Origin of the sequence: Synechococcus sp. CBW1107 (genome assembly GCF_015841355.1) — a bacterium.
Taxonomy (GTDB): domain Bacteria; phylum Cyanobacteriota; class Cyanobacteriia; order PCC-6307; family Cyanobiaceae; genus Regnicoccus_A.
This window is the reverse complement of the sequence record NZ_CP064908.1, coordinates 2888744-2911482: the sequence shown is the minus strand read 5'-3', so window position 1 is coordinate 2911482 and position 22739 is coordinate 2888744. Positions and strand designations below refer to the sequence as shown.

General features: G+C 70.9%; 25 protein-coding genes. 11 read left to right on the top strand and 14 right to left on the bottom strand.

Features of this window, described 5'->3' with window-relative positions; all coding sequences use genetic code 11:
* Positions 1-3: 3 nt before the first annotated feature.
* The 3 genes from I1E95_RS15260 (at position 4) to I1E95_RS15250 (ending at position 3456) form a co-directional block, all read left to right on the top strand.
* A complete protein-coding gene (locus I1E95_RS15260) occupies positions 4-453 on the top strand; it encodes a DUF1824 family protein (protein WP_197163698.1) in 450 nt (149 codons plus the stop codon).
* 95 nt (positions 454-548) lie between these two features.
* Positions 549-1502 (top strand): hydroxymethylbilane synthase, encoded by a 954-nt coding sequence (gene hemC, locus I1E95_RS15255; protein ID WP_197163690.1) that lies wholly within the window; start codon positions 549-551, stop codon positions 1500-1502.
* Positions 1477-3456: a chloride channel protein gene (locus tag I1E95_RS15250; RefSeq protein WP_197163689.1), complete on the top strand. Its 1980-nt coding sequence runs from the start codon at positions 1477-1479 to the stop codon at positions 3454-3456. The genes hemC and I1E95_RS15250 overlap by 26 nt, the downstream gene beginning before the upstream one ends.
* 7 nt (positions 3457-3463) lie before the next feature.
* Here the strand turns inward: I1E95_RS15250 and I1E95_RS17205 are convergent, their stop codons facing one another.
* The 4 genes from I1E95_RS17205 to I1E95_RS15230 form a co-directional block, all read right to left on the bottom strand.
* Complete coding sequence (locus tag I1E95_RS17205; protein ID WP_197163687.1) at positions 3464-4174, bottom strand: L,D-transpeptidase; 711 nt, start codon at positions 4172-4174, stop codon at positions 3464-3466.
* A 95-nt stretch (positions 4175-4269) separates the two neighbouring features.
* Positions 4270-4857, bottom strand: coding sequence for an inorganic diphosphatase (locus I1E95_RS15240; protein WP_197163685.1), 588 nt, complete (start codon positions 4855-4857; stop codon positions 4270-4272).
* A gap of 68 nt (positions 4858-4925) precedes the next feature.
* Positions 4926-6464, bottom strand: a complete 1539-nt coding sequence (locus I1E95_RS15235; protein WP_197163683.1) for a carboxypeptidase M32 — start codon at positions 6462-6464, stop codon at positions 4926-4928.
* A 39-nt stretch (positions 6465-6503) separates the two neighbouring features.
* The gene (locus tag I1E95_RS15230; protein ID WP_197163681.1) at positions 6504-6926 is read right to left on the bottom strand and encodes an OsmC family protein; all 423 of its coding nucleotides are present in this window, start codon (positions 6924-6926) and stop codon (positions 6504-6506) included.
* Between the two features lie 133 nt (positions 6927-7059).
* On the opposite strand from I1E95_RS15230, the gene I1E95_RS15225 reads away from it, so the two are divergent.
* Both I1E95_RS15225 and I1E95_RS15220 read left to right on the top strand, forming a co-directional pair.
* Positions 7060-7533: a DUF2721 domain-containing protein gene (locus tag I1E95_RS15225; RefSeq protein ID WP_197163679.1), complete on the top strand. Its 474-nt coding sequence runs from the start codon at positions 7060-7062 to the stop codon at positions 7531-7533.
* Between the two features lie 13 nt (positions 7534-7546).
* Positions 7547-8260 (top strand): response regulator transcription factor, encoded by a 714-nt coding sequence (locus tag I1E95_RS15220; RefSeq protein WP_197163677.1) that lies wholly within the window; start codon positions 7547-7549, stop codon positions 8258-8260.
* 11 nt (positions 8261-8271) lie between these two features.
* Here I1E95_RS15220 and I1E95_RS15215 read toward each other — a convergent pair whose 3' ends face one another.
* Positions 8272-8544: a hypothetical protein gene (locus tag I1E95_RS15215; RefSeq protein ID WP_197163675.1), complete on the bottom strand. Its 273-nt coding sequence runs from the start codon at positions 8542-8544 to the stop codon at positions 8272-8274.
* Between the two features lie 143 nt (positions 8545-8687).
* On the opposite strand from I1E95_RS15215, the gene I1E95_RS15210 reads away from it, so the two are divergent.
* Positions 8688-9140 (top strand): secondary thiamine-phosphate synthase enzyme YjbQ, encoded by a 453-nt coding sequence (locus tag I1E95_RS15210; RefSeq protein ID WP_197163673.1) that lies wholly within the window; start codon positions 8688-8690, stop codon positions 9138-9140.
* Here I1E95_RS15210 and I1E95_RS15205 read toward each other — a convergent pair.
* A complete protein-coding gene (locus tag I1E95_RS15205) occupies positions 9122-10777 on the bottom strand; it encodes a bifunctional aminoglycoside phosphotransferase/ATP-binding protein (RefSeq protein WP_197163671.1) in 1656 nt (551 codons plus the stop codon). The genes I1E95_RS15210 and I1E95_RS15205 overlap by 19 nt on opposite strands.
* 73 nt (positions 10778-10850) lie before the next feature.
* Between I1E95_RS15205 and I1E95_RS15200 the strand changes: the two genes are divergently transcribed.
* Both I1E95_RS15200 and I1E95_RS15195 read left to right on the top strand, forming a co-directional pair.
* Positions 10851-11930: an extracellular solute-binding protein gene (locus I1E95_RS15200; protein ID WP_197163669.1), complete on the top strand. Its 1080-nt coding sequence runs from the start codon at positions 10851-10853 to the stop codon at positions 11928-11930.
* On the top strand, positions 11927-13471 hold the full coding sequence (locus I1E95_RS15195) for an iron ABC transporter permease (protein ID WP_197163667.1): 1545 nt from the start codon (positions 11927-11929) through the stop codon (positions 13469-13471). Before I1E95_RS15200 ends, I1E95_RS15195 begins: the two co-directional genes overlap by 4 nt.
* Here the strand turns inward: I1E95_RS15195 and I1E95_RS15190 are convergent.
* The 7 genes from I1E95_RS15190 to I1E95_RS15160 all read right to left on the bottom strand — a co-directional run bounded on the left by I1E95_RS15190 (position 13433) and on the right by I1E95_RS15160 (position 19472).
* Positions 13433-14413, bottom strand: a complete 981-nt coding sequence (locus I1E95_RS15190; RefSeq protein WP_197163665.1) for an esterase-like activity of phytase family protein — start codon at positions 14411-14413, stop codon at positions 13433-13435. The genes I1E95_RS15195 and I1E95_RS15190 overlap by 39 nt on opposite strands.
* Positions 14410-15006 (bottom strand): Crp/Fnr family transcriptional regulator, encoded by a 597-nt coding sequence (locus I1E95_RS15185; RefSeq protein WP_197163663.1) that lies wholly within the window; start codon positions 15004-15006, stop codon positions 14410-14412. Before I1E95_RS15185 ends, I1E95_RS15190 begins: the two co-directional genes overlap by 4 nt.
* A gap of 307 nt (positions 15007-15313) precedes the next feature.
* Positions 15314-15802 (bottom strand): Fur family transcriptional regulator, encoded by a 489-nt coding sequence (locus tag I1E95_RS15180; protein WP_197163661.1) that lies wholly within the window; start codon positions 15800-15802, stop codon positions 15314-15316.
* A gap of 41 nt (positions 15803-15843) precedes the next feature.
* Positions 15844-16878, bottom strand: a complete 1035-nt coding sequence (locus I1E95_RS15175; protein WP_197163659.1) for a lysylphosphatidylglycerol synthase domain-containing protein — start codon at positions 16876-16878, stop codon at positions 15844-15846.
* Positions 16878-18098 carry a nickel pincer cofactor biosynthesis protein LarC gene (gene larC / locus I1E95_RS15170; protein ID WP_197163649.1) on the bottom strand — a complete coding sequence of 407 codons (1221 nt, stop codon included), beginning with the start codon at positions 18096-18098 and terminating at the stop codon, positions 16878-16880. Before larC ends, I1E95_RS15175 begins: the two co-directional genes overlap by 1 nt.
* A 5-nt stretch (positions 18099-18103) precedes the next feature.
* The gene (locus I1E95_RS15165; protein WP_197163641.1) at positions 18104-18769 is read right to left on the bottom strand and encodes a hypothetical protein; all 666 of its coding nucleotides are present in this window, start codon (positions 18767-18769) and stop codon (positions 18104-18106) included.
* Between the two features lies 1 nt (position 18770).
* Positions 18771-19472, bottom strand: a complete 702-nt coding sequence (locus I1E95_RS15160; RefSeq protein ID WP_197163639.1) for a hypothetical protein — start codon at positions 19470-19472, stop codon at positions 18771-18773.
* Positions 19473-19555: 83 nt separating this feature from the next.
* Here I1E95_RS15160 and I1E95_RS15155 point away from each other — a divergent pair, with 83 nt between their 5' ends.
* A complete protein-coding gene (locus I1E95_RS15155; RefSeq protein ID WP_197163637.1) occupies positions 19556-20434 on the top strand; it encodes a lipopolysaccharide assembly protein LapB in 879 nt (292 codons plus the stop codon).
* On the opposite strand, the gene I1E95_RS15150 is transcribed toward I1E95_RS15155, so the two are convergent.
* Complete coding sequence (locus tag I1E95_RS15150; RefSeq protein WP_197163635.1) at positions 20364-20684, bottom strand: hypothetical protein; 321 nt, start codon at positions 20682-20684, stop codon at positions 20364-20366. The two genes, I1E95_RS15155 and I1E95_RS15150, sit on opposite strands and share 71 nt — an antisense overlap.
* 70 nt (positions 20685-20754) lie before the next feature.
* Between I1E95_RS15150 and xth the strand changes: the two genes are divergently transcribed.
* Both xth and I1E95_RS15140 read left to right on the top strand, forming a co-directional pair.
* Positions 20755-21594, top strand: coding sequence for an exodeoxyribonuclease III (xth, locus tag I1E95_RS15145; RefSeq protein ID WP_197163634.1), 840 nt, complete (start codon positions 20755-20757; stop codon positions 21592-21594).
* Positions 21595-21622: 28 nt separating this feature from the next.
* On the top strand, positions 21623-22738 hold the full coding sequence (locus I1E95_RS15140; protein ID WP_231594682.1) for a glycosyltransferase family 2 protein: 1116 nt from the start codon (positions 21623-21625) through the stop codon (positions 22736-22738).
* The last annotated feature ends 1 nt before the right edge of the window (position 22739 follow it).

The window sequence follows — 22739 nt, the reverse complement described above, 5'->3', positions numbered from 1 at the left end:
GTCATGACCAGCAGCACCGCAGCCCCCAGCCCCTCCGCCGGCGGGGATCGCCGGGACGGCTCCGATCAGCCGCCGGTCGATCTCGCCAGCCTGCTGGGTCAGCGCAGCGCCCCCAGCCTCGATGCGGACCAGCGCCAGGCCCTGGCCCGGGAGCTGAAGGTCCGTCTGGCGGCCTGTGACTGGTTCACCATCGGCGTGATGGCGCCTTCAGCCCAGGCCGCCGTGGCCGCCCTGCGTTCCTGCGAGACCGCCCTTGGCTGGAGCCCCCTGCAGGCCGACAGCGAGGCGTTGGTGGAGGGGCCGGTGTTCCTGAAGGGGAATCAGCGCACCGGCCGCTATCTGCTGCGGGCGGAGAGCGGCCTTGGCGAGGGGCTGCTGATCGGCGGGCAGAGCGACAGCCATCCGGAGGCCACCGGCACCTGGGGACCCCTGCCGCTCGACTTTTTCGGCTGATCACGGTGCAGCCTGTCCTGGACTGGGACAGGCCGGCCAGTCCTTAGGCTTGACCGCTGTTCAACGGCCACGCGGCCGGGCTGAGGAATCGATTGATGGCTGGCACCACTCTGCGCATCGCCTCCCGCCGCAGCCAGCTGGCGATGGTGCAGACCCACTGGGTGCGCGATGAGCTGAGCAGGGCCCATCCGGGCCTGGAGATCAGCATCGAGGCGATGGCCACCCAGGGCGACAAGATCCTCGATGTGGCTCTGGCCAAGATCGGTGACAAGGGCCTGTTCACCAAGGAGCTGGAGGCCCAGATGCTGGTGGACCGGGCCGACATCGCCGTCCACAGCCTCAAGGATCTGCCCACCAACCTTCCCGATGGGCTGATGCTCGGCTGCATCACCGAGCGCGAGGACCCCGCCGATGCGCTGGTGCTGCATGATCGTCACCGGGGCTGCAGCCTCGACACCCTCCCGGAAGGCAGCGTGGTGGGCACCAGCTCGCTGCGGCGCCTGGCCCAGCTGCGCCACCACTTCCCCCACTTCCAGTTCAAGGACGTGCGCGGCAACGTGATCACCCGCCTCGAGAAGCTCGATTCCGGCGAGTACGACTGCCTGATCCTGGCGGCCGCCGGCCTGGGGCGGCTGGGTCTGGGCCAGCGCATCGACGCCCTGATCGATCCCTCGATTTCCCTGCATGCGGTGGGCCAGGGGGCCCTGGGCATCGAGTGCCGCCAGGGTGACAGCGCGGTCCTGGAGCAGATCAAGGTGCTGGAGCACCTCCCCACGGCCCGCCGCTGTCTGGCGGAGAGGGCCTTCCTGCGCCAGCTCGAGGGCGGCTGCCAGGTGCCGATCGGCGTGAACAGCCGCTTCGAGGGGGAGGAGCTGGTCCTCACCGGGATGGTGGCCAGCCTCGATGGCCTGCGTCTGATCCGGGATGAGGCCCGGGGCCCTCAGCAGGATCCCGAAGCGATCGGCAACAGCCTCGCCCAGCTGCTGCGCAGCCAGGGTGCCGGCGAGATTCTGGAGGAGATCTTTGCAGAGGTCAGGCCCGAAGCCTGAGGCAGGGTCCGCCGCACCTCTGGAGGGTGACACCCGCGGGCTCCCCTTTCAGTGGAGCCTGCTGGCCTGGGCTGCGCTGGTGGGCCTGCTCACCGGTCTGGCCGTGGTGGGCTTCCATTACCTGCTGGGTTTCATCAACAATTTCCTGTTCGGCACCCTGGTGGAGTGGGTGCTCGATCTGGTGAGTCCGCATCAGCTGGATCCGGCCACGGTGGAGGTGTTCAACGCCCCGGATCCTGAGTCCGGCACACCCCTGAAGGCCCTGCTGCAGATCGGCCTGGGAGGGATCGGCTTTCTGCCGCCTCCACCGGCGCCCCTGCCGGAGCCCACGCCCCTTCCGCCGATCGGACCGGCCGGCTGGCTGGCCTCCTGGCCCGTGGTCATCGCTCCTCTGCTGGGTGGCGTGGCGGTGGGACTGCTGCGTCAGCTGGGCCGTGACCTGGGCCCCAGCCTGCCCAGCCTGATGGCCATGGCCGACGGGGCTGCGCCGGCCCTGCCGCGTCTGCCGGCGCTGCGCCTGGTGGCGGCTTCCCTGAGTCTGGGCAGCGGCGCTTCGCTCGGACCCGAGGGGCCGAGCGTGGAGAGCGGCGGCAACCTGGGCCTGTGGGTGGGACTGCGGGGACGGCTGCCGCCCGAATCCCAGAAGGCCCTGGTGGCGGCGGGCGTGGCGGCTGGCCTGGCCGCGGGCTTCAAGGCGCCGATCGCCGGTGTGTTCTTCGCCTTCGAAGGGGCCTACAGCGCGATCCCCGGACGGCCGAGCCTGCGGGCGGTGCTGGTGGCGGCGGTGGCGTCCTCGCTGGTGACCCAGCTGTGCCTCGGCGATGAACCGATCTTCCGTCTGCCGGTCTATGAGGTCCGCTCACCGCTGGAACTGCCGCTCTACCTGGGCCTGGGGCTGGTGGCCAGCCTGATGTCCTGGGTGCTGGTGAGCCTGCTTTCGGCCGGGCGCAGCGAACCTGTGCAGCAGTGGTTCGCCCGTCTGCCCCTGTGGCTGGTCAATGGCCTCGGCGGCCTCGCCGTGGGCGTGCTGGCCCTGGGCTTTCCTCAGGTCCTGGGGGTCGGCTACGACACGATCGAGGCCCTGCTCGGCAGTGAGGGGGGGGTGGCGCTCACCACCCTGGCGGCCCTGCTGGTGGTGAAGCTGCTGGCCACGGGCCTGAGCAATGCCACCGGGTTCGTGGGCGGGGGCTTCGCGCCGGCCCTGTTCCTGGGTGCCGTGCTGGGCAACCTTTACGGACAGCTGCTGGGGGACGGCGGCTTCGGCCTGCCGGTGGCGGAACCACCGGCCTACGCCATGGTGGGCATGGCGGCCGTGCTGGCGGGCAGTGCCCGGGCGCCGCTGACGGCGCTGCTGTTGCTCTTCGAGCTCACCCACGACATCCGCATCGTGCTGCCGCTGATGGCCGCCACCGGCCTGAGCGCCGTGCTGGTGGAGCGCTGGCAGGGGCTGGCGGATCCCGGGCTGCTGGGTCCGGATCCGGCCGAGGAGGAACGGCGTCAGGAGCTCGCCTCGCTGACCGTGCTGGAGGCCCTGGAAGCGGAGGCACCGCTGGTGCTCAAGGCCGCCACCCCGGCCAGGGAGGCCCTGGGGCAGTTGATCGAAGCCCACGGCCACTGCCTGGTGGTGGAGCGCGACGGCTGGGTGATCGGGGTGGTGACGCTGATCGACCTGCAGCGGGCGATCAGTGCCGGTCACGGGGAGGACGGATTGCCGCTGGAGGCGTGCCGCCGCTCCGACCTGCTCTGGCTGCCCGATCAGGCGAACCTGGCCCAGCTCGAGGACCAGCTGGTGCCCAATGGCCTGCGCCAGGTGCCGATCTTCCATGTCGGCGGGCCTGGTCCCGCCCAGTTACCGGCCGGGCTGCCCAACAGCGGTCTGCCGACGACGGCATTGCTGGGCCTGGCCAGCCGGGATGGCATGGCCAGGGCCCTCGCCCGCCAGCTGCGGAGCTGAGCTCAGCTCACTTCACCACGACCACGGGCGTTCCCACCTCCACCATTTCGAACAGCTTGCGCACATGGTCGTGGAACATGCGCACGCAGCCGTTGGTGACGGCTGAGCGGGAACTCACGGTCCAGGACCAGGCGTTGGGGGTGCCGTGGATGCCGAACTGATTGGCTCCCTTGGTCTTGAAGCCGATCCAGCGGTCGCCAAGCGGGCCATTCGGGCCGATCACGCCCTTCTTCTGCCCGGACTTGGTGCTCACGTACTGGGGGTTGGTGACCTTGTTGATCACGCTGAAGGTGCCCACAGGTGTGGGTGTCGCGGGATCACCGATCGCCACCGGCCAGGGCCCGTAGACCTTGCCATCCCGCTCCAGACGGATCTCGCGCTTGCCCAGGGCCAGCAGGATCCTGGAGTTGGTCACGGGAGCCGCCTGGGGAGCCGCCGGAGCCGCTGGAGTGGACGGTGTCTCAGCCGCGGGGGCGGGGTCGGCCTGGAGCACCGCGGCCGGACTGCCGACCGCCGGAGGAGCGGGTGCCGGAGCGGAGGTGGCCGGCGGGGTGGTCGCCGGAGCGCTGGGGATCGGGGCGGTGGGGGTGAGGATGCCGCTGCCACTGGCCAGAGCCGGCGACGACGCGGCGGCACCGAAGCCGGCCAGACCGGTGAGCAGGCCTGCAGCGAGTGCGGCGGCCGGGGCCTGCAGCAGACGGGAGTGGTTGGAGCGCATGCTGTGGATCGAAAGGCAGTGGATCAAGACTGTGGGTCGAATGGCTGTGCTGTGGGTCGGCACTGTGGACAGGATCGACGAACGCGCAGAACGATTCAGTTCACCAGTTTGGCGTCAATCGTCTCGAGGTAGCGGGCTTCGCACTCCTTGATGATCCGCACCGCCTCCTGGGTGTTGAGAAACCCGTTGACCTTGCAGGTGCCGGGCTTCTTCAGATCCTTGTAGTGCTCCCAGTAGTACTGGGTTTCCTTGAGCCAGTGGTCGCCCAGCTGCTCGTAGCTGGTGATGTGATCCATGCGCTTGTCATCGGCCAGCACGGCGATCACCTTGTCGTCCACTTCGCCGCCGTCATCGAAGGTCATGATGCCGATGATGCGGGCCTCCACGAGGCTGCCGGGCACCAGCGGTTCGGTCACACCGACGATCTCGATGTCGAGCGGATCGCCGTCCTCGTCCCAGGTGCGGGGGATGCAGCCGTAGGCGAAGGGGTAGGAGAGCGAGGAGTAGCCCACCCGGTCGAGCTTGAGATGCCCGGTTTCGGTGATCAGCTCGTACTTGTTGATCGTCATCGAGTTGAGCTCGACGATCGCATTCAGCCTCAGTTCAGCCTCATCGGCGAACGCCGGCAGCACATGCAGCAGGTTGAGCATGGTGCGGCTGGGGGCGTGGTCGATGTTCGCCATGGGGCGTCGCGAAGCGGCTGCGGCGGCATCCTACGGATGCCAGGACGGCTGAACCGCCGCTGGCTGACTCAGGTGGACTCCAGCAGCCGATCGACCTTGCCTTCGAGGTAGCGCAGGAACGGGCCGGCGCTGAGGGGCGCTCCGCTGACCCGGGCCACGAGCTCCTCCCCGTTGACGGAGCGGCCCAGGGGCCAGACGTTCTCGCCCAGCCAGTGCTGAAGCTGACGTTCCCGGGCGTCGCCCACCGCCGACTCGATCGGCCCGAGTTGCCGCTCCATGGTCTCGGCCAGCTGGGCACTGATCAGATGGCCGAGGGCATAGGAAGGGAAGTAGCCGAAGAGACCTTCGGCCCAGTGGATGTCCTGCAGGCAACCCTCGGCATCCCGCTGGGGCCTGAGGCCCAGCAGTTCAGCCATGCGCCGGTTCCAGAGCTCGGGCAGCTCCTCCACCGGCAGCTCCTGCTCCACCAGGGCCAGTTCCAGCTCGAAGCGCAAAACGATGTGGAGGCAGTAGGTGAGCTCGTCGGCCTCCACCCGGATCAGGCCGGGCCGCATCGGATTGAGCCCTCGCCAGAAGCCATGGCTGCCACCCCAGGGATCATGGCCCAGGGCCCCGCAGAAGCGGGGATGCCAGCGGGCGGCGAAGGCCTGGCTGCGCGCCACCCGGCACTCCCAGAACAACGATTGCGACTCATGGACTCCCATCGAGGTGGCTTCGCCGAGGGGCCAGGGGAAGTAGTGGTCATCGCTGCGGGGGAGGCCCTGCTCATAGAGGGAGTGGCCCCATTCATGGGCGGTGGCCAGGAAGGCGGAGAAGGGTTGATCGGGCACCACCCGCGTGGTGATGCGGTAGTCGGCCGGGCCGAGGGTGCAGGAGAAGGGATGGGCCGAGCGCGAGCGCTGGCAGCGGGTGGGGTCGTAGCCCCAGCTCTCGAGCAGTTCGGAGCAGAGGCTCTCCTGCTGCGTCTCCGGAATGGCCCTGGCGCTGGGCGAGGGGCTGGCCGCCGCCGCAGGGGATGAAGCCAGCACCCGCTCCAGCAGGGGCGGGATCCCTGCGCTCAGGGGGGCGAACAGCTCCACAAGACGAGCCTTGCTGACGTCGGGCTCGAAGGGCTGGGCGAGGATCTCCCAAGGACTGCGGCCGGCCGGTTCGATCGGCGCCAGCTGAGCGGCCTGCTCACGCCGCAGCTGCAGCAACTCCACCAGTGCGGGCGCGAAGACGGCGAACGCGTTGCTGCGCCGCGCCTCCTGCCAGACGGCATTGCCCCGGGACTGGGCCCTGGCCAGGCAGGCCACCAGCTGGGGATCCAGGCTGCGTTGCCGCTCCAGCTCCTGGCGCAGCAGCTGCAGATTCCGCCGCGTGCGCGCGGGGGCGGCCGCATCCAGTTCGGCTTCGGCCGCCGCCACCAGATCCGCGTAGTGCTCGCTGCTCTGGCGCTCGTGCAGCTGGCCCGCCAGCAGGGCCAGCTGCTGGCCGCGCCAGTCGGCACCGGCCGCCGGCATCACCGTGTTCTGGTCGTAATACAGCGCGCTGCTGATCGAACCGAGCAGCCGGGTCTGGTGGAGGTGCTCACGCAGGCGCTCGAGGGCCTGACCCGTCTGGGGCATGGGGAGGAAGGCCGAAGAGCTCAAGCATGGCTCGGCGCCTCAGGCGTCCGTTGCCGCCAGCGTCTGCCAGTGCAGCTCCATGGCGACCGAGCCCTCGAGACTGCGCTTCACCGGGCAGCCTTCGGCGGCACGCTGCAGCAGACGGATCTGGTCCGGCGCGAGACCGGCCGGAAGGGCCACCCAGACCGTGAGCCGCTCGATCTGGCGCACGCCACCGGTGGTCATGGTCTTCTCGACCCGGGCGGTGCAGCCCTGGAGCGCGATGGTGTGGCGCTCAGCCACGAGGCCCATGATCGTCAGGATGCAGGTGGCCAGGGCGGTGGCCACCAGGTCGGTGGGCGAGAACCGCTCCCCCAGACCCTGGTTGTCGGTGGGGGCGTCGGTGCTGAGCGCGGAGCCCGATGGACCATGGCTGGCGCTGCAGCGCAGGTCACCCTCGTAGTGGCAGAGGATCGTGGTCATGGGCCGGAGAGTCTGGAGCGGACTTCAACGTGCTGTGATCCTGACCGAGCAGGGGCCGAGATAGGTCTTGCCGGGCCCATCTCGGTAATTTGTGCGTCGAAGGCCCGCAACGCTGGCCTCACGGGCGGGCCCCATGCTCCTGGCCGAGATCTTCACCAGCTCCGCTCCCAGCGAGGAGTCGGCCGTCGCGGGCCTCTCCAAGGCGATCCAGCTCTCGGTGGCGCCGGTGTTCCTGCTCACGGGCATCACCGGACTGCTGGGGATGTTCACCACGCGGCTGGCGCGGGTCATCGACCGCAGCCGCCTGATCCAGGAGGCGATGGAGCGCAGTGATCTGGCCCAGGCCAAGCGCCTGCGGGGAGCCCTGGAGGTGCAGCGCCGCCGCACGTTCCTGATCAACCGCGCCATCCTCTTCACCACCTTCACCGCCCTGCTGGTGTCGGGGGTGGTGGCGGTGATGTTCATCAGTGCCGTGGCCGCGCTGGATCTGGCGGCGATCGTCGTGCCGGTGTTCGTGCTGGCGATGGCCTCACTGATCGTGGGACTGCTGCTGTTCCTGCTGGAAGTGCAGCTGGCCATCCGCCAGAACCCCCGCCGTTATTACTGAACGCAGGGAACACGTGAACTCAAGTGGATTCCTGGAGCGTTCGGCGCAGTCGCGCCAGGAGGTGATGGCCCTGCTGCAGAGCAGAAGCCTGATGGTGGCCAGCGGCCGCAGGCTGGTGATCTCCCTGCTCACCGGGGTGGTCGGGGATCGCTGCCAGTGGTTCGGCTCAGCCACCAGCGAGGGCGAGGCCCTGGAGCTGCTGAGCGAGCGTCAGCCGCACCTCCTGTTCGTGACCCACCCTCTGCGTCCCGGCAGTGGTCTTGAGCTGGTGCGGCGAGCCAAGAGCCTGCATCCGAAGCTGCGCTGCCTGCTGCTGCTGGAGGAGGAATCCCCGCCCCAGGTGCGCGCGGCCCTGGAAGCCCGCTGTGACGGCATCTGCGCCGATCGCGGCGTGGGCTTCGGCCATCTCGTCTCGGCCACCCGGGCGGTGCTCGGCGGCGGCTTCTACATGGAGCCCCAGCTGAGGGATCTGCTCGCCCTGGCCCGCCGCGCCAGCCCCGATCCGGCGGGGCCAGGCCTGAGCGCGCGGGAACTCGAGGTGCTGGAACTGGTGGTGCGGGGCTATCAGAACCCCCAGATCGCCGGCCGGTTGCACCTGTCGGTGGAAACGGTGCGCAGCCACCTCAAATCAGCGTTTCAGAAGCTGGGGGCCAGCGGACGGACCCAGGCGGCGGTGAAGGCGGTGTGCCAGGGGCTGGTGAGCTGGCATCTCGATGAGCTGCCCTGATCCGCCTGGGATCACTGGCGCCGGCAGTAGCCGCCGCCGACATTCATCCAGCCGGAGGGGCAGGCCTCACCGTCGCTCGGTTTCACCCTGTAGGTGGTGACCCCCAGGGTGCTGCACTTGCCGTTGAAGAGATCGACATAGCCCAGCGGACACATCTCCCTGAGCTTGGGCACCACCTTCTGGGCCTGAGCCGGAGCCGCGACGCCCGCGACCGCCAGAGGGACGACCAGGCTCAGCAGCAGCCACCAGCGGCGTCGGCTGACGGAAGACGAAGCAGAGGGCATCGCGGGGGATCTGGGACCATGGCTCGAGCCTAGGTTTGGCGGGCTTCCTGAGGGGTCGGGCGGGCGCCCGGCTCTGCGACAAGACGCGACTCTGGGGCACCGTCCGTGGCCTGCACCGATCCTTCCGATCCCCTTCGACCCCGATGCTGCGACAGCACCTCGACCGGCTTGAGCTGACCACCGCCGGGGAGGGCTTCCACGATCTGACGGACCGGCTCGGACGAGGCCTGACGGCCACCGGTCTGCAGCTGGGGGTGATGCATCTGAGCGTTCTGCACACGAGCTGCAGCCTCACCATCAATGAGAACGCCGATCCGCGGGTGCTGCAGGATCTCGCCGCCTATCTGCAGGCCCTGGTGCCTGAGGAGGGCGTGCGTCCCATCAGCGGCAGAGGCCCGCTGCGCCCCTGGGTCCACGACGACGAAGGGGCCGATGACATGCCGGCCCACATCCGCACCGCCCTCACCGCCAGCAGCCTCAGCGTCTCCTTTGCGGGGGGACGGCTGCTGCTCGGCACCTGGCAGGCGATCTACCTGTGGGAACACCGTCGCAGGCCCCACCGGCGTCAGCTCTGCGCTCACTGGATCGGCAGCTGAGTCCGGCCCCAGCACTCCCACAACCCCATCAGCACGGCCGACTCGTCGAGGTCGGCGTGGGACTGCACCACCAGGCTGCGCTCCCGCTCGGCGGAGCTGAGCGGTTCGGCCGTGCGCTGCTGCTCCAGCAGGACCGCCAGGTCGGCATCACTGGGGTCGTCATCGCGGCGGCCGCGCTGCTCCAGCCGCTGCTGCAGCAGGGCCTGATCGGCCCGCACCTCCAGCAGCAGGGGCACCGCCCCCTGCCGCCGGGCCAGCTGCCGGGCCCGCTCGCGGCTGGCGGCCCTGAGGTGGGTGGCATCGAGCAGCACCCAGCGACCCCGGGCCAGGCCGGTGGCGGCGGCGGCGAGCAGGGCCTCCTCCGTGCGCCGGTGGGCCTCGGGGCCGTAGAGCGTCTGGCGCTGGCTGGGTGAGGGGCGCTGCAGGGGGCTGAGGCCATGGAGGTGCTTGCGGATCAGATCGCTGCGCTGGTGCTCCGCCAGCAGCCAGGGGGCCAGGCGGGCAGCCAGGTGGCTCTTGCCGCTGCCGGACACGCCATGGAGCAGGATCAGCGCCGGCGGCCTCAGACCATGGCTGGCATAGGCCAGGGCCAGGCTGAGATAGCGCCGCGCCATCCCCTCGGCGGCCCGGCGCTGGCCGCCGGGGATCTCCTCCTCGCCGCTGGTGGCTGCTTCCACCTTGGCCCGCACATGGGCGCGGTAGGCGCAGAAGAGCCGGAGCACGGCCGGCTCGATGGCCTGTCCGTAGCCGGCCAGGAGGGCGGCCACGCGATCGCCGTGACCCGCCGCCTGCAGGTCCATCACCAGGAAGGCCAGATCCGACGCGCGATCCACCTGGCGCAGATCGGCATTGAACTCCACGCCATCCACCACCGCCAGCTCCGGCTGCAGCAGCACGTGCTCGAGGCGCAGATCACCGTGTCCATCCACCGCCTGCCCGGCCGCCAGGCGGCGGCGCAGAAGGCCACGGCTGCGCAGCAGGGCCAGGGCCAGGCCGCTCACCAGCAGCCCATGCACCCCTGGAGGAAACAGGGCCGGCACCGACCGCCGAGTGGCGCGCACGTTGTTGCGCAGCACCGCCGCGAAGCGACGATCGGCGCCGCGGGCCAGCTCCGGCGGCAGGGGGTACTGCTCGTGAAAGCGGGCGATGCGCCGACCCAGCCCCTGGAGCTCGGCGTCGCTGACATCGCCGTCCGCCAGGCGGGCCGCGAGGGTGTCGCCGGCGGCGAAGCGGCGCATGACCACCACATGCTCGCCTCCGCCGGGATGCTCCTCACCCAGGGCCCCGAACCGCAGCTCACCGGCCGGCAGCCGCAGCACGGGCGCCACGCCGAGATAGAGATCGGGAGCCAGGCGGCTGTTGAGGCGCACCTCCTCGCGGCACCAGTGCAACCGCCGCTCGGCACTGCCGTAATCGAGCAGCCCCCAGAAGCGCAGCGGCTTCTTGAGCTTGTGGGCACGGCAGCTGGTGAGGAAGACCACGCTGATGTGGGTCTGGATCACCTCCACCCGGCGCTGATCGCGGGGCAGCTCCCCCCAGGCCTCCTCGGGATAGGCGCCGGGGGAGGAGAGGGCACGGATCAGGGCGGGCAGGTCCGGCGATGGTGACGGGTCCGGCTCCGGGGTAGCGGATGTCACATCAGCTGGAAGCAATTGAACGCGGCCCCCATGGCCCGGCTCCGTACGTTGCCTGCACGACAGACCCTCGACCATGACCCAGCATCGCCCCCCCCGGTTCCGCTCCAGGGCGACCGCACTCTGCGGGGCCCTGTGGCTGGCGTTGCTCACCGGCTGCAGCCAGGCTCAGAAGCCGGAGACCAGCGCCGCCGGGGGCGGTGGCTCGAGCGACGGCCAGGAGGTCAATGTCTATTCCGGACGCCACTACAACACCGACAAGGAGCTCTACAAGCAGTTCACGGCCAAGACCGGCATCAAGGTGAACCTGCTCGAGGGCAAGGATGATGAACTGATCGTGCGCCTGAAGAGCGAAGGCGCGAGCAGTCCGGCCGATGTGGTCGTGCTGGTGGATGCCGCCCGCATTCAGCGGGCCCGCCAGGAGAACCTGTTCCAGCCGATCCGTTCCGCGGCTCTCGACCGCGACGTGCCCGCCAGCCTGCGCGACCCGGACGGCAGCTGGTACGCCCTCACCCGCCGGGCCCGGCCGATCATGGTCAATCCGACCCTGGTGGACCCGGCCAGCCTGGGCACCTACGCCGATCTGGACAGGCCGGAGCTGAAGGGCAAGCTCTGCCTGCGCAACCGAGCCAGCGTCTACAACCAGTCGCTGGTGGCCGACATCCTGGCTCAGAAGGGCGCCGCCGCCACCAGAACCTGGCTGGAGGGCCTGACGGCCAACGTGAAGACGCCCTTCTTCACCAGTGACACGCCGATGCTGCGGGCGCTCGGGCGGGGCGAGTGCGGCGTGACGGTGGCCAATCAGTACTACCTGGCCCGCATGCTCTCAAGCGAGGCCAAGCCGGAGGACCGGGCCCTGGCGGAGACGATCAAGGTGGTCTTCCCCAGGCCCACCCATGTGAACATCACCGCCGCCGGTGTCACGCGCCATGCCCGCCATCCGGAAGCGGCCACAAAGCTGATCGAATTTCTGGTGTCGCCCAGCTCCGGCAAGGGCTATGCGGCCGCCAACAACGAATATCCGCTGCAGGGATTCGGTGACAACCCGATCCTGAACAGCTTCGGCAGCTTCGAGCCCTCGCCGGTGAGCGCCGATCAGCTGGCCCGCGGCAACCGGGAAGCCAGCGAGCTGATGGTGGAAACGGGCTGGAAGTGACCCTGCTCGCCCCCAGGCCGCTGACCCGCGTCAGCCCCTCCAGCCGGCCCGTCCTCACCGCGGTGGTGGTGGTGATCGGCGTGCTCGCCCTGCTGCCGATGGCGGCCCTGCTGCGGGATGCCGCTCTCCAGCCAGCGCTGGCAGGCGGTCTGGGGCTTGGGTTCGATGGCGCCGAGCAGATCCGCGGCACCCTGGTGCTGGTGCTGGGCGAAGGGGTGTGCGGGGCCGTGATGGGCACCTCCATCGGCTGGCTCACGGCCGCCTGCCGCTTCCCCGGCCGGCGCTGGCTGCGCATCGCCCAGCTGCTGCCGCTCGCCTTTCCGGCCTATCTGCTGGCCGCGAGCCTGATCGACTGGGGCAGCAGCCACGGGCTGCGCATCCATGGTCTGGGCTGGGCGGTGCTGCTGCTGAGCCTGGCCAACTACAGCTATGTGTTTCTGCTGAGCACCGAGAGTTTCTCGATCACAGGCGGCCAGCTGCTGGAGGCCAGCCGCAGCCTGGGGGTGGGACCCTGGCAGGCCTTCCGCCGGGTGGCCCTGCCGATCGCCCTGCCGGCGATCGGTGCCGGGGTGGCCCTGAGCGCCATGGAGGTGGTGAACGAACTGGGGGCGGTGCGGCTGCTCGGCGTTCCCAGCCTCTCGGCGGGCATCCTCGACCGCTGGCAGGTGGAGGGGGATCCCCGCGGCGCGGCGCTGCTGTCGCTGATCGCCCTGGCGATCGTGGTGGTGCTGGTGGCCGCCGAGCGCTCGCTGCGCCAGCGCAGCCGCCGCTGGAATCTGGGCCATGCCAACGGCGAGGCCCAGGCCTATGTGCTCAGCGGCTGGCGTGCGCTGCTGGCCCAGGTGGTGTCGGCGCTGCCGCCCGTGCTGGCGCTGGCGATTCCGCTGGTGTGGGTGGCGGAGGGCTGGCGCCATCTGCTGGAGGAGCCGCTGACGGAGCAGCTGATCCTGGCGGGACGCAGCCTCGGCCTGGCCCTGGTGGCCACCCTGCTCACCGCCCTGGCGGCCCTGCTGCTGGCGATCATCCGCCGCTGGAGCCCCCAGCTGGTGGTGCGCCAGCTCAGTTTTCTGGCGGGAATGGGCTACGCCGTTCCCGGCAGCGTCATGGCCCTGGGGCTGATGCTGCTGGGGGGGCCGTGGGCGCTCAGCCCGCTGCTGCTGCTGATCTGGGGCTATGGGGTGCGCTTCATGGCGGTCTCCAAGCAGGGCCTCGATGCCGGCCTGGAGCGCATCCCCCCCAGCATCGATGAATCGGCCACCAGCCTGGGCTGCAGCTGGACCCAGGTGCTGCGGCGGGTGCACCTGCCGCTGCTGCGCGGGCCGGTGCTGGTGGGGGCGCTGATGGTGTTCGTGGATGTGGTGAAGGAACTGCCGCTGACGCTCTCCCTGCGCCCGTTCGACTTCGACACCCTGGCGGTGCGGGTGTTCCAGTACGCCAGCGATGAGCGGGTGGGGGCGGCGATGGCGCCGGCCCTGGTGATCATGGCCCTGGGACTGGTGGCCTCACTGGCCCTGATCCCCACCCTCGAGAGCCGCGACTGAGCCGTCGCTGCAGCCGGGCTGCCGGCGCGGGGCCAGCCGGGCCAGGCGGTTGGCCTGGAGGGGGTTGAAGTTGTCGTCGCTCACCAGCAGCAGGGTGGGACGACCGTCGGCCAGGGGAGCCCCCAGGGCCAGACCCTCCCAGTTGTCGGGGGCCAGACCGGTCGCCAGCAGATCCCAGCGGCGGAGCGGCGCCTGCTCCGATCCGGCCGGACCCGGGGCGGGCAGCAGCAGGAGCTGGGTCCACCAGCTGGCGGGGGGCTCGAAGCCCCGCACCAGGCCCAGCAGGCCACCGCCGGGGAGAGCGAGCAGCTCGGTGAGGCCCCAGTGGGGGGCCGGCAGCGTCAGCCGCAGGGACCCCATCGGGCGGAAGCCGCCGGGGCCGTGCGTGAGCAGGCGCAGCTGGTCGCGTCGGTCCTGGAGCAGGGGCCGCTCGGCCGCCAGCAGCAGGGTGAGGGGAGAACCGCCCAGGCGGGTGAGCGATTCGGGCCCCTGGTTGCTGCCGAGGCCCTGGCCCGGAGCGGCCCTCCAGGCCTGCGGCAGCAGCAGGGCCTCGCGCAGGCGGCCGCTGCGGCGATCGAAGCGCAGCAGCTGGGCCGGGCGATCGGCGCTGCGGCGCTCCTCCGTGACGATCCAGAGGTTGTCGCCCTCGAGCACGAGGCCCTCACCGTCGAGGGGGGCTGGGAAGGGTTCGCCGGCGGCGTCGCGCAGGGGCAGGCGCTCCCCCAGGCGCAGGGGTCTCTGGCCCAGGCCGGAGAGGTCCCAGATGGGAATCAGCTCGGGTTCCTCCCGGTCGCTCAGCAGCCAGAGGCTGCCATCGGACGGATCGCTGGCGGCTGCGGAGAACCCCCCCAGGCGGCGGCCATCGGCGGCCCTGGTGGGCAGCTCCGCCTGGCCCACCAGCTCCCAGCCGGCTGAGAGCGGGCAGGGCAGCAGGGGGATCAAGCGGCGGCGAGAGGGGCGGATTCCACCAGGGAGGGCGCCAGGCGCAGGCCCGGTTCTCCTGCCGGGGCTTCGAGCAGCTGGGCCTGGCGGATCCGGGAGATCAGCCGGGTGGTGGTGACCCGGGTGGTGCCGATCAGCTCTCCGATGCGCTCATGGGTGAGGCGGAAGGGCAGATCACACCAGGGGCCGCAACGGCGACCGAGGCGACGCACCAGCAGGCCGAAGAGGGCATGGAGGCGCTGCTCGGCGGAGCCGAGATGGCGAATGCGCAGCAGCTGCAGCGTCCACTCGTTGACGGGATCGAAGCCGGTGTCACTGGCGGCCTCGGTTTCGGAGCGGAAGCAGAGGGGGGTGAGGGCTTCCACGCAGACGCCTTCGCTGCAGAGGCGGTCGGTGCGCAGCTGATCACCGGGCTGGAGGAAGGCCAGGGTCATGCCTTCGGTCTCCTCGCAGGGGCAGTAGACGCGGGCGATGCCTTCGAGGACTTCGATGGAGCTGCCGCCGGGGCGCAGAGCGGGATCGAGCAGCACGGTCTGGCCGGCCGGCATCCGCACACAGGAGAGGGGCTGATCGGGCAGGAAACGGAAGCTCACGGAACCGTCACTATTGCGAATGACTCGCAATCTAAACAGCAGAGGTGCCCTTTTGCAATCGGTTCTCAATAACTGCCCCTGTTGCAAGGCGCCGCCGCACTGGCGCCCGTTGGGCATGGACCCCGGACTGTGCCTTTTGCTCCCTGCGCCGGTGCCCCCGGAGCCATGGCGGCGCCGAGGGGGGCCCAGCCTTGGGCTCGTTGCCGCACCCCAGCGATGCTCAGACTCCACGGCGATCGCGCCACCCTGCTCGCCGCCCTCACGGCCCACTGGGCCGATCAGCAACTCGGCCTGGCTGCCGTCCCGCTCAGGCGGGTTCGCCGGCTGCGCAGCGAGGACAGAGGGCCCTCACGTTGAGCACGCACTCGATCAGGCGGAAGCCGTGGCTGCCGGCGGCCCGACGGCCCTCGTCCAGCACGACGGAGCTCTCGAATTCCTCGGTGCGGCCGCAACCCACGCAGACCAGATGGTGGTGATCGCGGTGGGCATCACTGGCCAGCTCGAAGCGGCGCCCCCCTTCGGGCAGCTCCAGCTCCCGCAGCAGCTCCATCGAGCTGAGCAGGCGCAGGGTGCGGTACACCGTGGCCAGGGACACCCGCTCCTCGGCCCTCAGCAGGCGCTGATGCACCTCCTCGGCGCTGAGGTGACTGCCCTCACCGATGCGCTCGAACAACGAGAGCACCGTCTGGCGCTGGGGCGTGAGCCGGCGGCCCCGCCCGTGCAGGCTGGAGCGCAGGCCGCCGGCGGCAGCCGGGAGCGGAGCTGGAGCTGGGCTGGCGGGCGATCGGGAGGACACCGGATCACCGCGTACGTCGAGGCCACTGTAGCCCGCTGTTCTCAACTGATGCCGCAATTGCGAAGAGGCGGATCCAGGGCCGCATCCAGCCGGGCCGTGAGGGCCGCCAGCAGATCGGCCAGGGTCACCACCAGGCGGTAGCTCAGCGCCACCGCCAGCAGCGGAGCCTCCGCCAGCTGGCCTCCCAGCTGCACCAGCAGCACCGCCTCGAACACCCCCAGGCCACCGGGGGCCCCCGGGACCACGAGCCCGGCCGTCCAGGCCAGGGCAAACCCCAGCAGCCAGGCAGGCCAGGGCAGGGAGAGCTGCTGATCGAAGGCCAGCACACAGGCCGCAAAGCCGCTGAAGCGGAAGAGCACGAACAGCACCTGGACCAGCAGCGGCAGCAGCGGATAGCCGGGCAGGAGGAAGCCGGCTGAGCTGGAGTCGGCGTCAGGCAGGCCCTGAACCAGGGGCTGGGTCTGGGGTGAGCGGGCCAGCTGCCGCTCGCGCGAGCGCTCGAGCCGTTGCAGCAGCGGCTGGAACCAGCGCGGCACGAGAACCAGCAGCGGCAGCAGACCCAGCAGGGGCCATCCCGACCTCCAGCCCGCCGCCGCCGCGATGGCCAGGGCGGCGCTGGCGGCCAGGAGCGGATCCAGCAGGGTGGCCGCCAGGGCCAGGGGTGTGGCCACCGAGGTGGCCGGGCCAGCCAGCAGGCGATCGCCCTGGACGAGCAGGCGCACCCGCGCCGCCAGATGCCAGATGCCGCCGGGCAGGTACTTGAGCAGGTTGGTGCTGAGGTAGGCGCGCACGCTCAGACCCCAGCGGGGCCGCAGGCGGAACCAGCGCAGACCCACGGCCCAGGCCAGGCCGTTGATCACCAGGCTGAGCAGGCTCAGCCCCACCCCGATCACCAGCCAGAGCCAGCCCTGGGGGTCGAGGCGCTGGGCCAGCAGCTGCTCGGCGTTGCCCTTGAGGGCCGCCAGCAGAAAGCCCAGGCTCAGCAGCGTCACCCAGAGGCGGGCACCGCCGGGGAGCGGCGGCAGGCGGCTGGGAACCCGCCGGAGCGACGACCACAGCGGCGGGAGGGAGGGCATCAGCCGCATTCGGAGGGGAGAGCGTCATTGTCCTCGGCCATGGCCTGCTCCACCGCCTGACGCACCTGGGAGAGGTTCAGACCATGGCGGCGGGCCAGGGCGGCCAGGTCGTCGTGCTCGGCCTTCCAGCGGGGCGAAGCGCCGGGGACAACGGCCAGCTTCACGCGCACCTCCCCCAGGGCCGTGGCCAGGGTGCGGCTGCGGCGGGGCAGGGCCCAGCGCTGCTGCAGCTGCTCGCGCAGGCCGAGGCTGCTGCCGTGGCGCCACCAGATCTCGCGCAGAGCGGAGGCCTGCTCCGGCCAGCCCAGCACGGTGAGCAGCATCCCCTGACGGCCCTTCTTCATCTGAATGGCGGCGCTGAACACCTCCAGGGCCCCGGCCGCGCGCAGCTCCTCGATCAGGAAGGCCAGATCCTCGGGGCTGGCGTCATCGATCTGGGCCTGCTGCTGCAGCACCGTTTCCAGCTGCGGCCCGCCATCGGCTGCGGTGGCCGCTGCCCCCAGCCAGAGACGCAGCAGGTTGGGGCGATCCAGCTGGCGGTGTCCCAGGCCGATGCCCACCCGCTGCGGCAGCAGGGCCGGCGCGACGGCGAAGCGCTCGGCCCAGCAGGCCATCAGGGCCAGGCCTGTGGGGGTGGTGAGCTCTCCGGCCGGGAACCCCTCGGCGGTGGCCAGGGGGATGGCGCGGCGGCGGGCCAGCTCCAGCACCGCCGGGGCCGGCAGGGGCAGCAGCCCGTGGGCCGTGCTGACGCTGCCGTGGCCCGCGGGGGGAGGGGCACAGATGAGCTGGTCCACCTGGAGATGCAGCAGACCGGCACAGACCCCCACCACATCCACCAGGGCATCGAGGGCCCCCACCTCGTGGAAGTGCACCTGCTCCGGAGCGTGGCCGTGCACCGCCCCCTCCGCCTCCGCCAGCAGGCCGAACACCGCCAGCACCCGCTCGCGAAGGCGCGGCTCCAGTGCACTCGTTTCAATGCTGCGGCGCAGGCTCCCCCAGGAGCGGTGGGGCGGATCCGCCTCGAGGGTCTCCACCGTGAGGCGCCGCCCGCGCAGGCCGCCGCTGCGGCTCTCGGCGTGCTGCAGGCGGTAGCGGCCCTGGAGGCCCAGCTGGGCCAGGGGCTGATGGATCACGGGCTCGGGCAGTCCGAGATCGAGCAGGGCGGCCAGCAGCATGTCGCCGGCCAGGCCGGTGGGGCAATCCAGAAAGGCCTGCACCATGGAGCTCAGGCGGCGGCGCGCAGCAGCCTGGGCGCCGCCTGCAGCAGCAGCTCGGCGCGGGCCTCCAGCTCACTCCGGCGCGCCCGCAGCAGTTGTTCCACCTCGCGGCGGGCGCGCCGCTGCTCGCGCTGGGCGGTCTCGACATCGAAGCCCGAGAGACCCCAGAGGCGCCCGAGCAGGGCACGGTCGTCGGCGCCGCCACGGGCCTGGTCGTAGAGGAGGCGCTCGGCGAGCATGCCGGCCTGGAGCACGCGGCTCCAGCGGCGCAGGTCTTCGGGGGGGAGCTTGGAGTGACGGGGCGGCTCGAACTCAGTGCTGCCGCTGGCGCCGATGCCGGCCCGCAGGCAGGCCAGACTGCCCACGAGCACCTGCTTCACCGGCAGGCCCTCCTGCTCGGCCACCAGGGCGTGGCCGGCCTCATGGATGGCGATGCGGCGCAGGCGGGAGAGGCCACCGGGGAGCGTTTCCGCCAGCAGATGGCCGCCCCGGCCGCCGAAACGGGCCGAATCCACGGTGAGACCGGTGAGGCCGCCACCGGCGGCCAGGGCCACCAGCCAGGGGGAGAGGCCCAGGGCCGGACCGAGAACGGCCAGGAGGGTGCCGCCGGCCACCACGGCTCCCACCCGCAGAGCGGCGGAGGAGCCATCACCGAGCTGGGGACGGGGCTCCATCTCAGCCGCGGGGACGGCTCACGGCGCTGCGGTGGCCTGGCCTCGGGCTGCCGCTGCCGGAGCCACTGCTGCCGCCGCGGTCGCTGCGGCCCTTGCCGCCGCGGTTGCCGCGCTGGACCACCGGGCCGATCACCTCGAAACGCTCCACCTCGAGGTGGTGGCCGATCCGGCGCAGATCGAGGGAGACGAAATGGCGCAGATGCTCGAGGGGCACCTCGCCGGTGAGGGGCAACTTGAACGGCTGGGGGCGGCTGCCGTCGGGTCTGGGGCGCTGGCGGATCTTCACCACCAGCTCCCTGGACTCGGGGCGGGTGTAGATGAGCTCACCGCGCACCGAGAAGTAGTCGTCGCCTTCGGGGAGACCATCGGCGGGAGGCACGGTGTCCGGAGCAGGCTCCGCTTCAGCCTCGGGTTCGCTGAGGGTGCTGGGTTCCCACACCCCCACCATCTGCAGGTGCAGGGCGCCGGGTTCCCGGCAGCGGGGGTACACCACCCAGAGGTGGGAGCGCTCCAGGTCGAGGTGACGGCGCACCAGGCTGAGCACCCGGCCGAGCACGACGGCGTCGATCTCGGTGCCGTCGTCGGTGCGGATCAGCCCACGGGTGAGCTGCTCGGGGTCGGAAGGCACGTACTGACCTCGCACCACGCCGATGGCCCGGTACTGCAGCGGTTCGGTGACCGGGGAAATGGGGTGTAGACGCATCGTGGTGGGGGCAACCAGTGGCCCGGGGCGCAATCTAGCCAGGGCTCCAGGGGTCAGACTTGCGGGATCCCGGAACCAGGTCGATGTCAGCGCGCCCCTCCACCCCTGCCGTGGGCTCCCGCCCACGCGTCTGGCTGGTGGTGGGAGGAGCCCTGCTCACCGCCGTGTCGCTGACGGCGGGCTGGTGGCTGGGGCAGCACAGCCTGGGCGGCCGGCCGGTGGACCGCTCGCGGCTGGAGCTGGAGAAACAGGCGATCCTCCTGAGGGCGGACGTGAGCCGGGGTCAGGCCAGTGAGGGCCAGCAGCAACGGCTGCTGCAGCTGCTGCTGGCCCTCGACGACAAGACGGAAGCCACGGCGCTGCTGGAGCGGATGGCCGATCAGCAGCCCGAGCGCTGGAGCCTGCGCCTGATGCTGGCCGAGCTGCGGCGTGACCAGAAGGATCTCAGCGGCGCGGAGCGGGAGGTGCGCCAGCTGCTCAATCTCAGTCCCGAGCGGATCGAGGCCCTGCAGCTGATGGCTCTGCTGCAGCTGGAGCAGGACCGGGGCCCGGAAGCGGAAGCGCTGCTGACCAAGGCCTATCGGCAGGCCAGCCGCCAGAAGGCGAACGCCAATGCCCTGCAGATCGGTCTGCTGCTGGCCGATCTGCAGCAGCGCCGGGGCCAGTTCAAGGCCGCCGACGATCTGTACAAGCAACTGGGCGCCGCCCACCCGGAGGATCCCCGGCCGCTGCTGGGCCAGGCGATGCTGCGTCAGCAGCAGGGCAAGACGCGAGAGGCGCTGGAGCTGCTCGATCGCGCCCGCCGGCTCAAACCGAATCAGCCCGATACCCGCCTGGATGAGGTGGCGGCGGCCTGGGGACTGGAACCGCTGCGCCGTGGCCAGGGGGCGGCTACGGAGCCGTCACCAGCGCCCCCCCCGGCGTCCGGGGGGCAGGAGCCGCCTGCGCCTCGAGATCCTTGAGGGCCTGATCGATCGCATCCCCGGGCTGGGTGGCGTTGTCGAGGGCGCTGTTGCGGCGCAGCTTGTTCATCAGCTCCAGGGGATTGCCCGATTCGAGAATCCCGCCGCTGGGGCGGCCGGTGGGGCTGTTGTCGTAGATCTGCTGCTCCTGGACCGACTGCCCGTAGGAGGGCAACTGGGCCTGGGCCGGCGGGATGAGCAGGGGAGCGGCGAGAAGGCTGAAGGCTGCAAGGGCCAGGGGACGGGCCATGGCAGGCGTGCGACGGGACAGGATGGTGCCTTGATGCTAAGGGCCACAGGCGGTGGCTGATTTTTTCGGCATGCAGATCGCCACCTGGAACGTGAACTCCGTGCGCAGCCGGCTGGAGCAGGTGGTGGCCTGGCTGGAGCTGGAACGCCCCGAGGTGCTCTGCCTGCAGGAAACCAAGGTGGAGGATGCGGCCTTCCCCAGCGGAGCGTTCCGCGACCTGGGCTACAGCGCCGTGATCAGCGGCCAGAAGGCCTACAACGGTGTGGCGATCCTCAGCCGGCTGCCGCTGGAGGATGTGCGCATCGGCTTTGACGCCCTGTTGCCGGATGAGCCGGCCGTGGCTCTGGCGGAGCAGAAGCGGGTGATCAGCGCCCGCATCGAGGGGATGCGCGTCCTCAACCTCTACGTGCCCAACGGCTCGTCGCTGCAGTCGGAGAAGTACGCCTACAAGCTGGAGTGGCTGGCCTGCCTGCGCCGCTACCTCGACATCCAGGACGACGACGGCGATCCCCTCTGCATGGTGGGGGATTTCAACATCGCCCTCGACGACCGCGACATCCACGACCCGCAGCGGCTCAGCGGCGGCATCATGGCCAGCGAAGCCGAGCGGCAGGCCCTGCGCCTGGCGCTGGACGAACGGCTGGCCGACGTGTTCCGCCTGTTCGAGCCAGGCAGCGGCCACTGGAGCTGGTGGGACTACCGCAGCGGCGCCTGGGACCGCGACAGCGGCTGGCGCATCGACCACATCTATCTCTGCGAGGAGCTGCAGGAGCGGGCCACCGGCTGCCTGATCCACAAGGCGATGCGGGGCAACGAGAAGCCCAGCGACCATGCCCCGGTGGTGGTGCAGCTGCAGTGGCCGCCGGATCCAGACGAGGAGGAGGACGACGACGACGACTGGGCTGCCTAGCCTCGTGGGCAGTGAGCCGCCCTGGCCCGTGGAGCCGAACGAGCTGGAGGCGATCGAGGGGGCTGAGCCGGCTGAGCTGCGTGCCCTGGCGGCGTCGGTGGCATCGTGGCAGGAGCTGGGCCAGCGCTACGGCCAGCGGCTGAAGGCGATCACAGCGGCTGGCGGCGACTCAGCGCCTGCCCAGCGGGCCGAGGCCATCGATCTGCTGCTGACCCTGGGGGATCTGGCGGGGGCCCGCGAGGCCGTGGTGAGCTGGCTGCTGGAGTGGATGCGGGAGATGCCCCTCCGGGGTACGCCGGACCGGCTGGTGCAGCCCGATCTGCTGCGCTGCCTGGCGGACGTGGTGGAGCGCAGCAGCGACCAGTCGCTGCTGACGGTGTTCTGGCAGGGCATGGAGCGGTTCGCCCCGCCGCTGCCGGCTGAGGGAGTGCTGCCGCTGCTGGGGGTGCCGGTGCTGAACCGGGTGGATCTGCTGGAGAGCCTGCTGGCCAGTCTCGACGTGCCGATCGAAACGCTGGCGATCGTCGACAACAGCGGCGGCCGCTCGGATGCCGACGCCCTGGAGCTGCGCCGGCGGCTCGACACGCTCGAGCGCGAGGGCCACGCCGGCATCGGCCGGGTGCGGGTGGCGCGGGCCTTCGGCAACGGCGGCGTGGCGGCGGCCTGGAACCAGATCCTGCTGAGCTTTCCGGAGGCGGCTGTGGCCCTGATCGTGAACAACGATGTGGTGGTCGCGCCCGGCGTGCTGGCCGCAGCCCTGGGCCGGATCGATGCGGAGCGAGCCCAGGTCCTGCCCCTGCTGCCGGCACCGGCCAGTTTTTCCGCCTTCCTGATCACCGCCCTGGCCTGGGACCGGGTGGGACTGTTCGACGAGGGGTTTCATCCGGCTTATTGCGAAGATCTTGACTACCAGGACCGCCTGCAGGCCTGCACAGAGCTGGAATGGATCGTGGACAGGGGCATCCAGCAGGCCATGGCGCCGCTCAATCCCACGCAGAGCGCCACGATCAGCAGTGATCCGGCATTGGAGGCCGCCAACCGGCGCAGCTTTCAGCTCAACCGGCTCTGGTATCTGTACCGGGGCCGGCCGCTGCAGCGGGGCAGCGGCCAGTGGCGCCGCCGCTGGCTGAGCCAGTGGAGCTGAG

What these genes read in the sequence shown, in the direction of transcription:
- I1E95_RS15260 (WP_197163698.1), top strand. Translation starts at nt 4, where the DNA reads ATGACCAGCAGCACCGCAGCCCCCAGCCCCTCCGCCGGCGGGGATCGC.
- hemC (WP_197163690.1), top strand. Translation starts at nt 549, where the DNA reads ATGGCTGGCACCACTCTGCGCATCGCCTCCCGCCGCAGCCAGCTGGCG.
- I1E95_RS17205 (WP_197163687.1), bottom strand. Translation starts at nt 4,174, where the DNA reads ATGCGCTCCAACCACTCCCGTCTGCTGCAGGCCCCGGCCGCCGCACTC.
- I1E95_RS15240 (WP_197163685.1), bottom strand. Translation starts at nt 4,857, where the DNA reads ATGGCGAACATCGACCACGCCCCCAGCCGCACCATGCTCAACCTGCTG.
- I1E95_RS15235 (WP_197163683.1), bottom strand. Translation starts at nt 6,464, where the DNA reads ATGCCCCAGACGGGTCAGGCCCTCGAGCGCCTGCGTGAGCACCTCCAC.
- I1E95_RS15230 (WP_197163681.1), bottom strand. Translation starts at nt 6,926, where the DNA reads ATGACCACGATCCTCTGCCACTACGAGGGTGACCTGCGCTGCAGCGCC.
- I1E95_RS15225 (WP_197163679.1), top strand. Translation starts at nt 7,060, where the DNA reads ATGCTCCTGGCCGAGATCTTCACCAGCTCCGCTCCCAGCGAGGAGTCG.
- I1E95_RS15215 (WP_197163675.1), bottom strand. Translation starts at nt 8,544, where the DNA reads ATGCCCTCTGCTTCGTCTTCCGTCAGCCGACGCCGCTGGTGGCTGCTG.
- I1E95_RS15210 (WP_197163673.1), top strand. Translation starts at nt 8,688, where the DNA reads ATGCTGCGACAGCACCTCGACCGGCTTGAGCTGACCACCGCCGGGGAG.
- I1E95_RS15200 (WP_197163669.1), top strand. Translation starts at nt 10,851, where the DNA reads ATGACCCAGCATCGCCCCCCCCGGTTCCGCTCCAGGGCGACCGCACTC.
- I1E95_RS15175 (WP_197163659.1), bottom strand. Translation starts at nt 16,878, where the DNA reads ATGCCCTCCCTCCCGCCGCTGTGGTCGTCGCTCCGGCGGGTTCCCAGC.
- larC (WP_197163649.1), bottom strand. Translation starts at nt 18,098, where the DNA reads ATGGTGCAGGCCTTTCTGGATTGCCCCACCGGCCTGGCCGGCGACATG.
- I1E95_RS15165 (WP_197163641.1), bottom strand. Translation starts at nt 18,769, where the DNA reads ATGGAGCCCCGTCCCCAGCTCGGTGATGGCTCCTCCGCCGCTCTGCGG.
- I1E95_RS15160 (WP_197163639.1), bottom strand. Translation starts at nt 19,472, where the DNA reads ATGCGTCTACACCCCATTTCCCCGGTCACCGAACCGCTGCAGTACCGG.
- I1E95_RS15155 (WP_197163637.1), top strand. Translation starts at nt 19,556, where the DNA reads ATGTCAGCGCGCCCCTCCACCCCTGCCGTGGGCTCCCGCCCACGCGTC.
- I1E95_RS15150 (WP_197163635.1), bottom strand. Translation starts at nt 20,684, where the DNA reads ATGGCCCGTCCCCTGGCCCTTGCAGCCTTCAGCCTTCTCGCCGCTCCC.
- xth (WP_197163634.1), top strand. Translation starts at nt 20,755, where the DNA reads ATGCAGATCGCCACCTGGAACGTGAACTCCGTGCGCAGCCGGCTGGAG.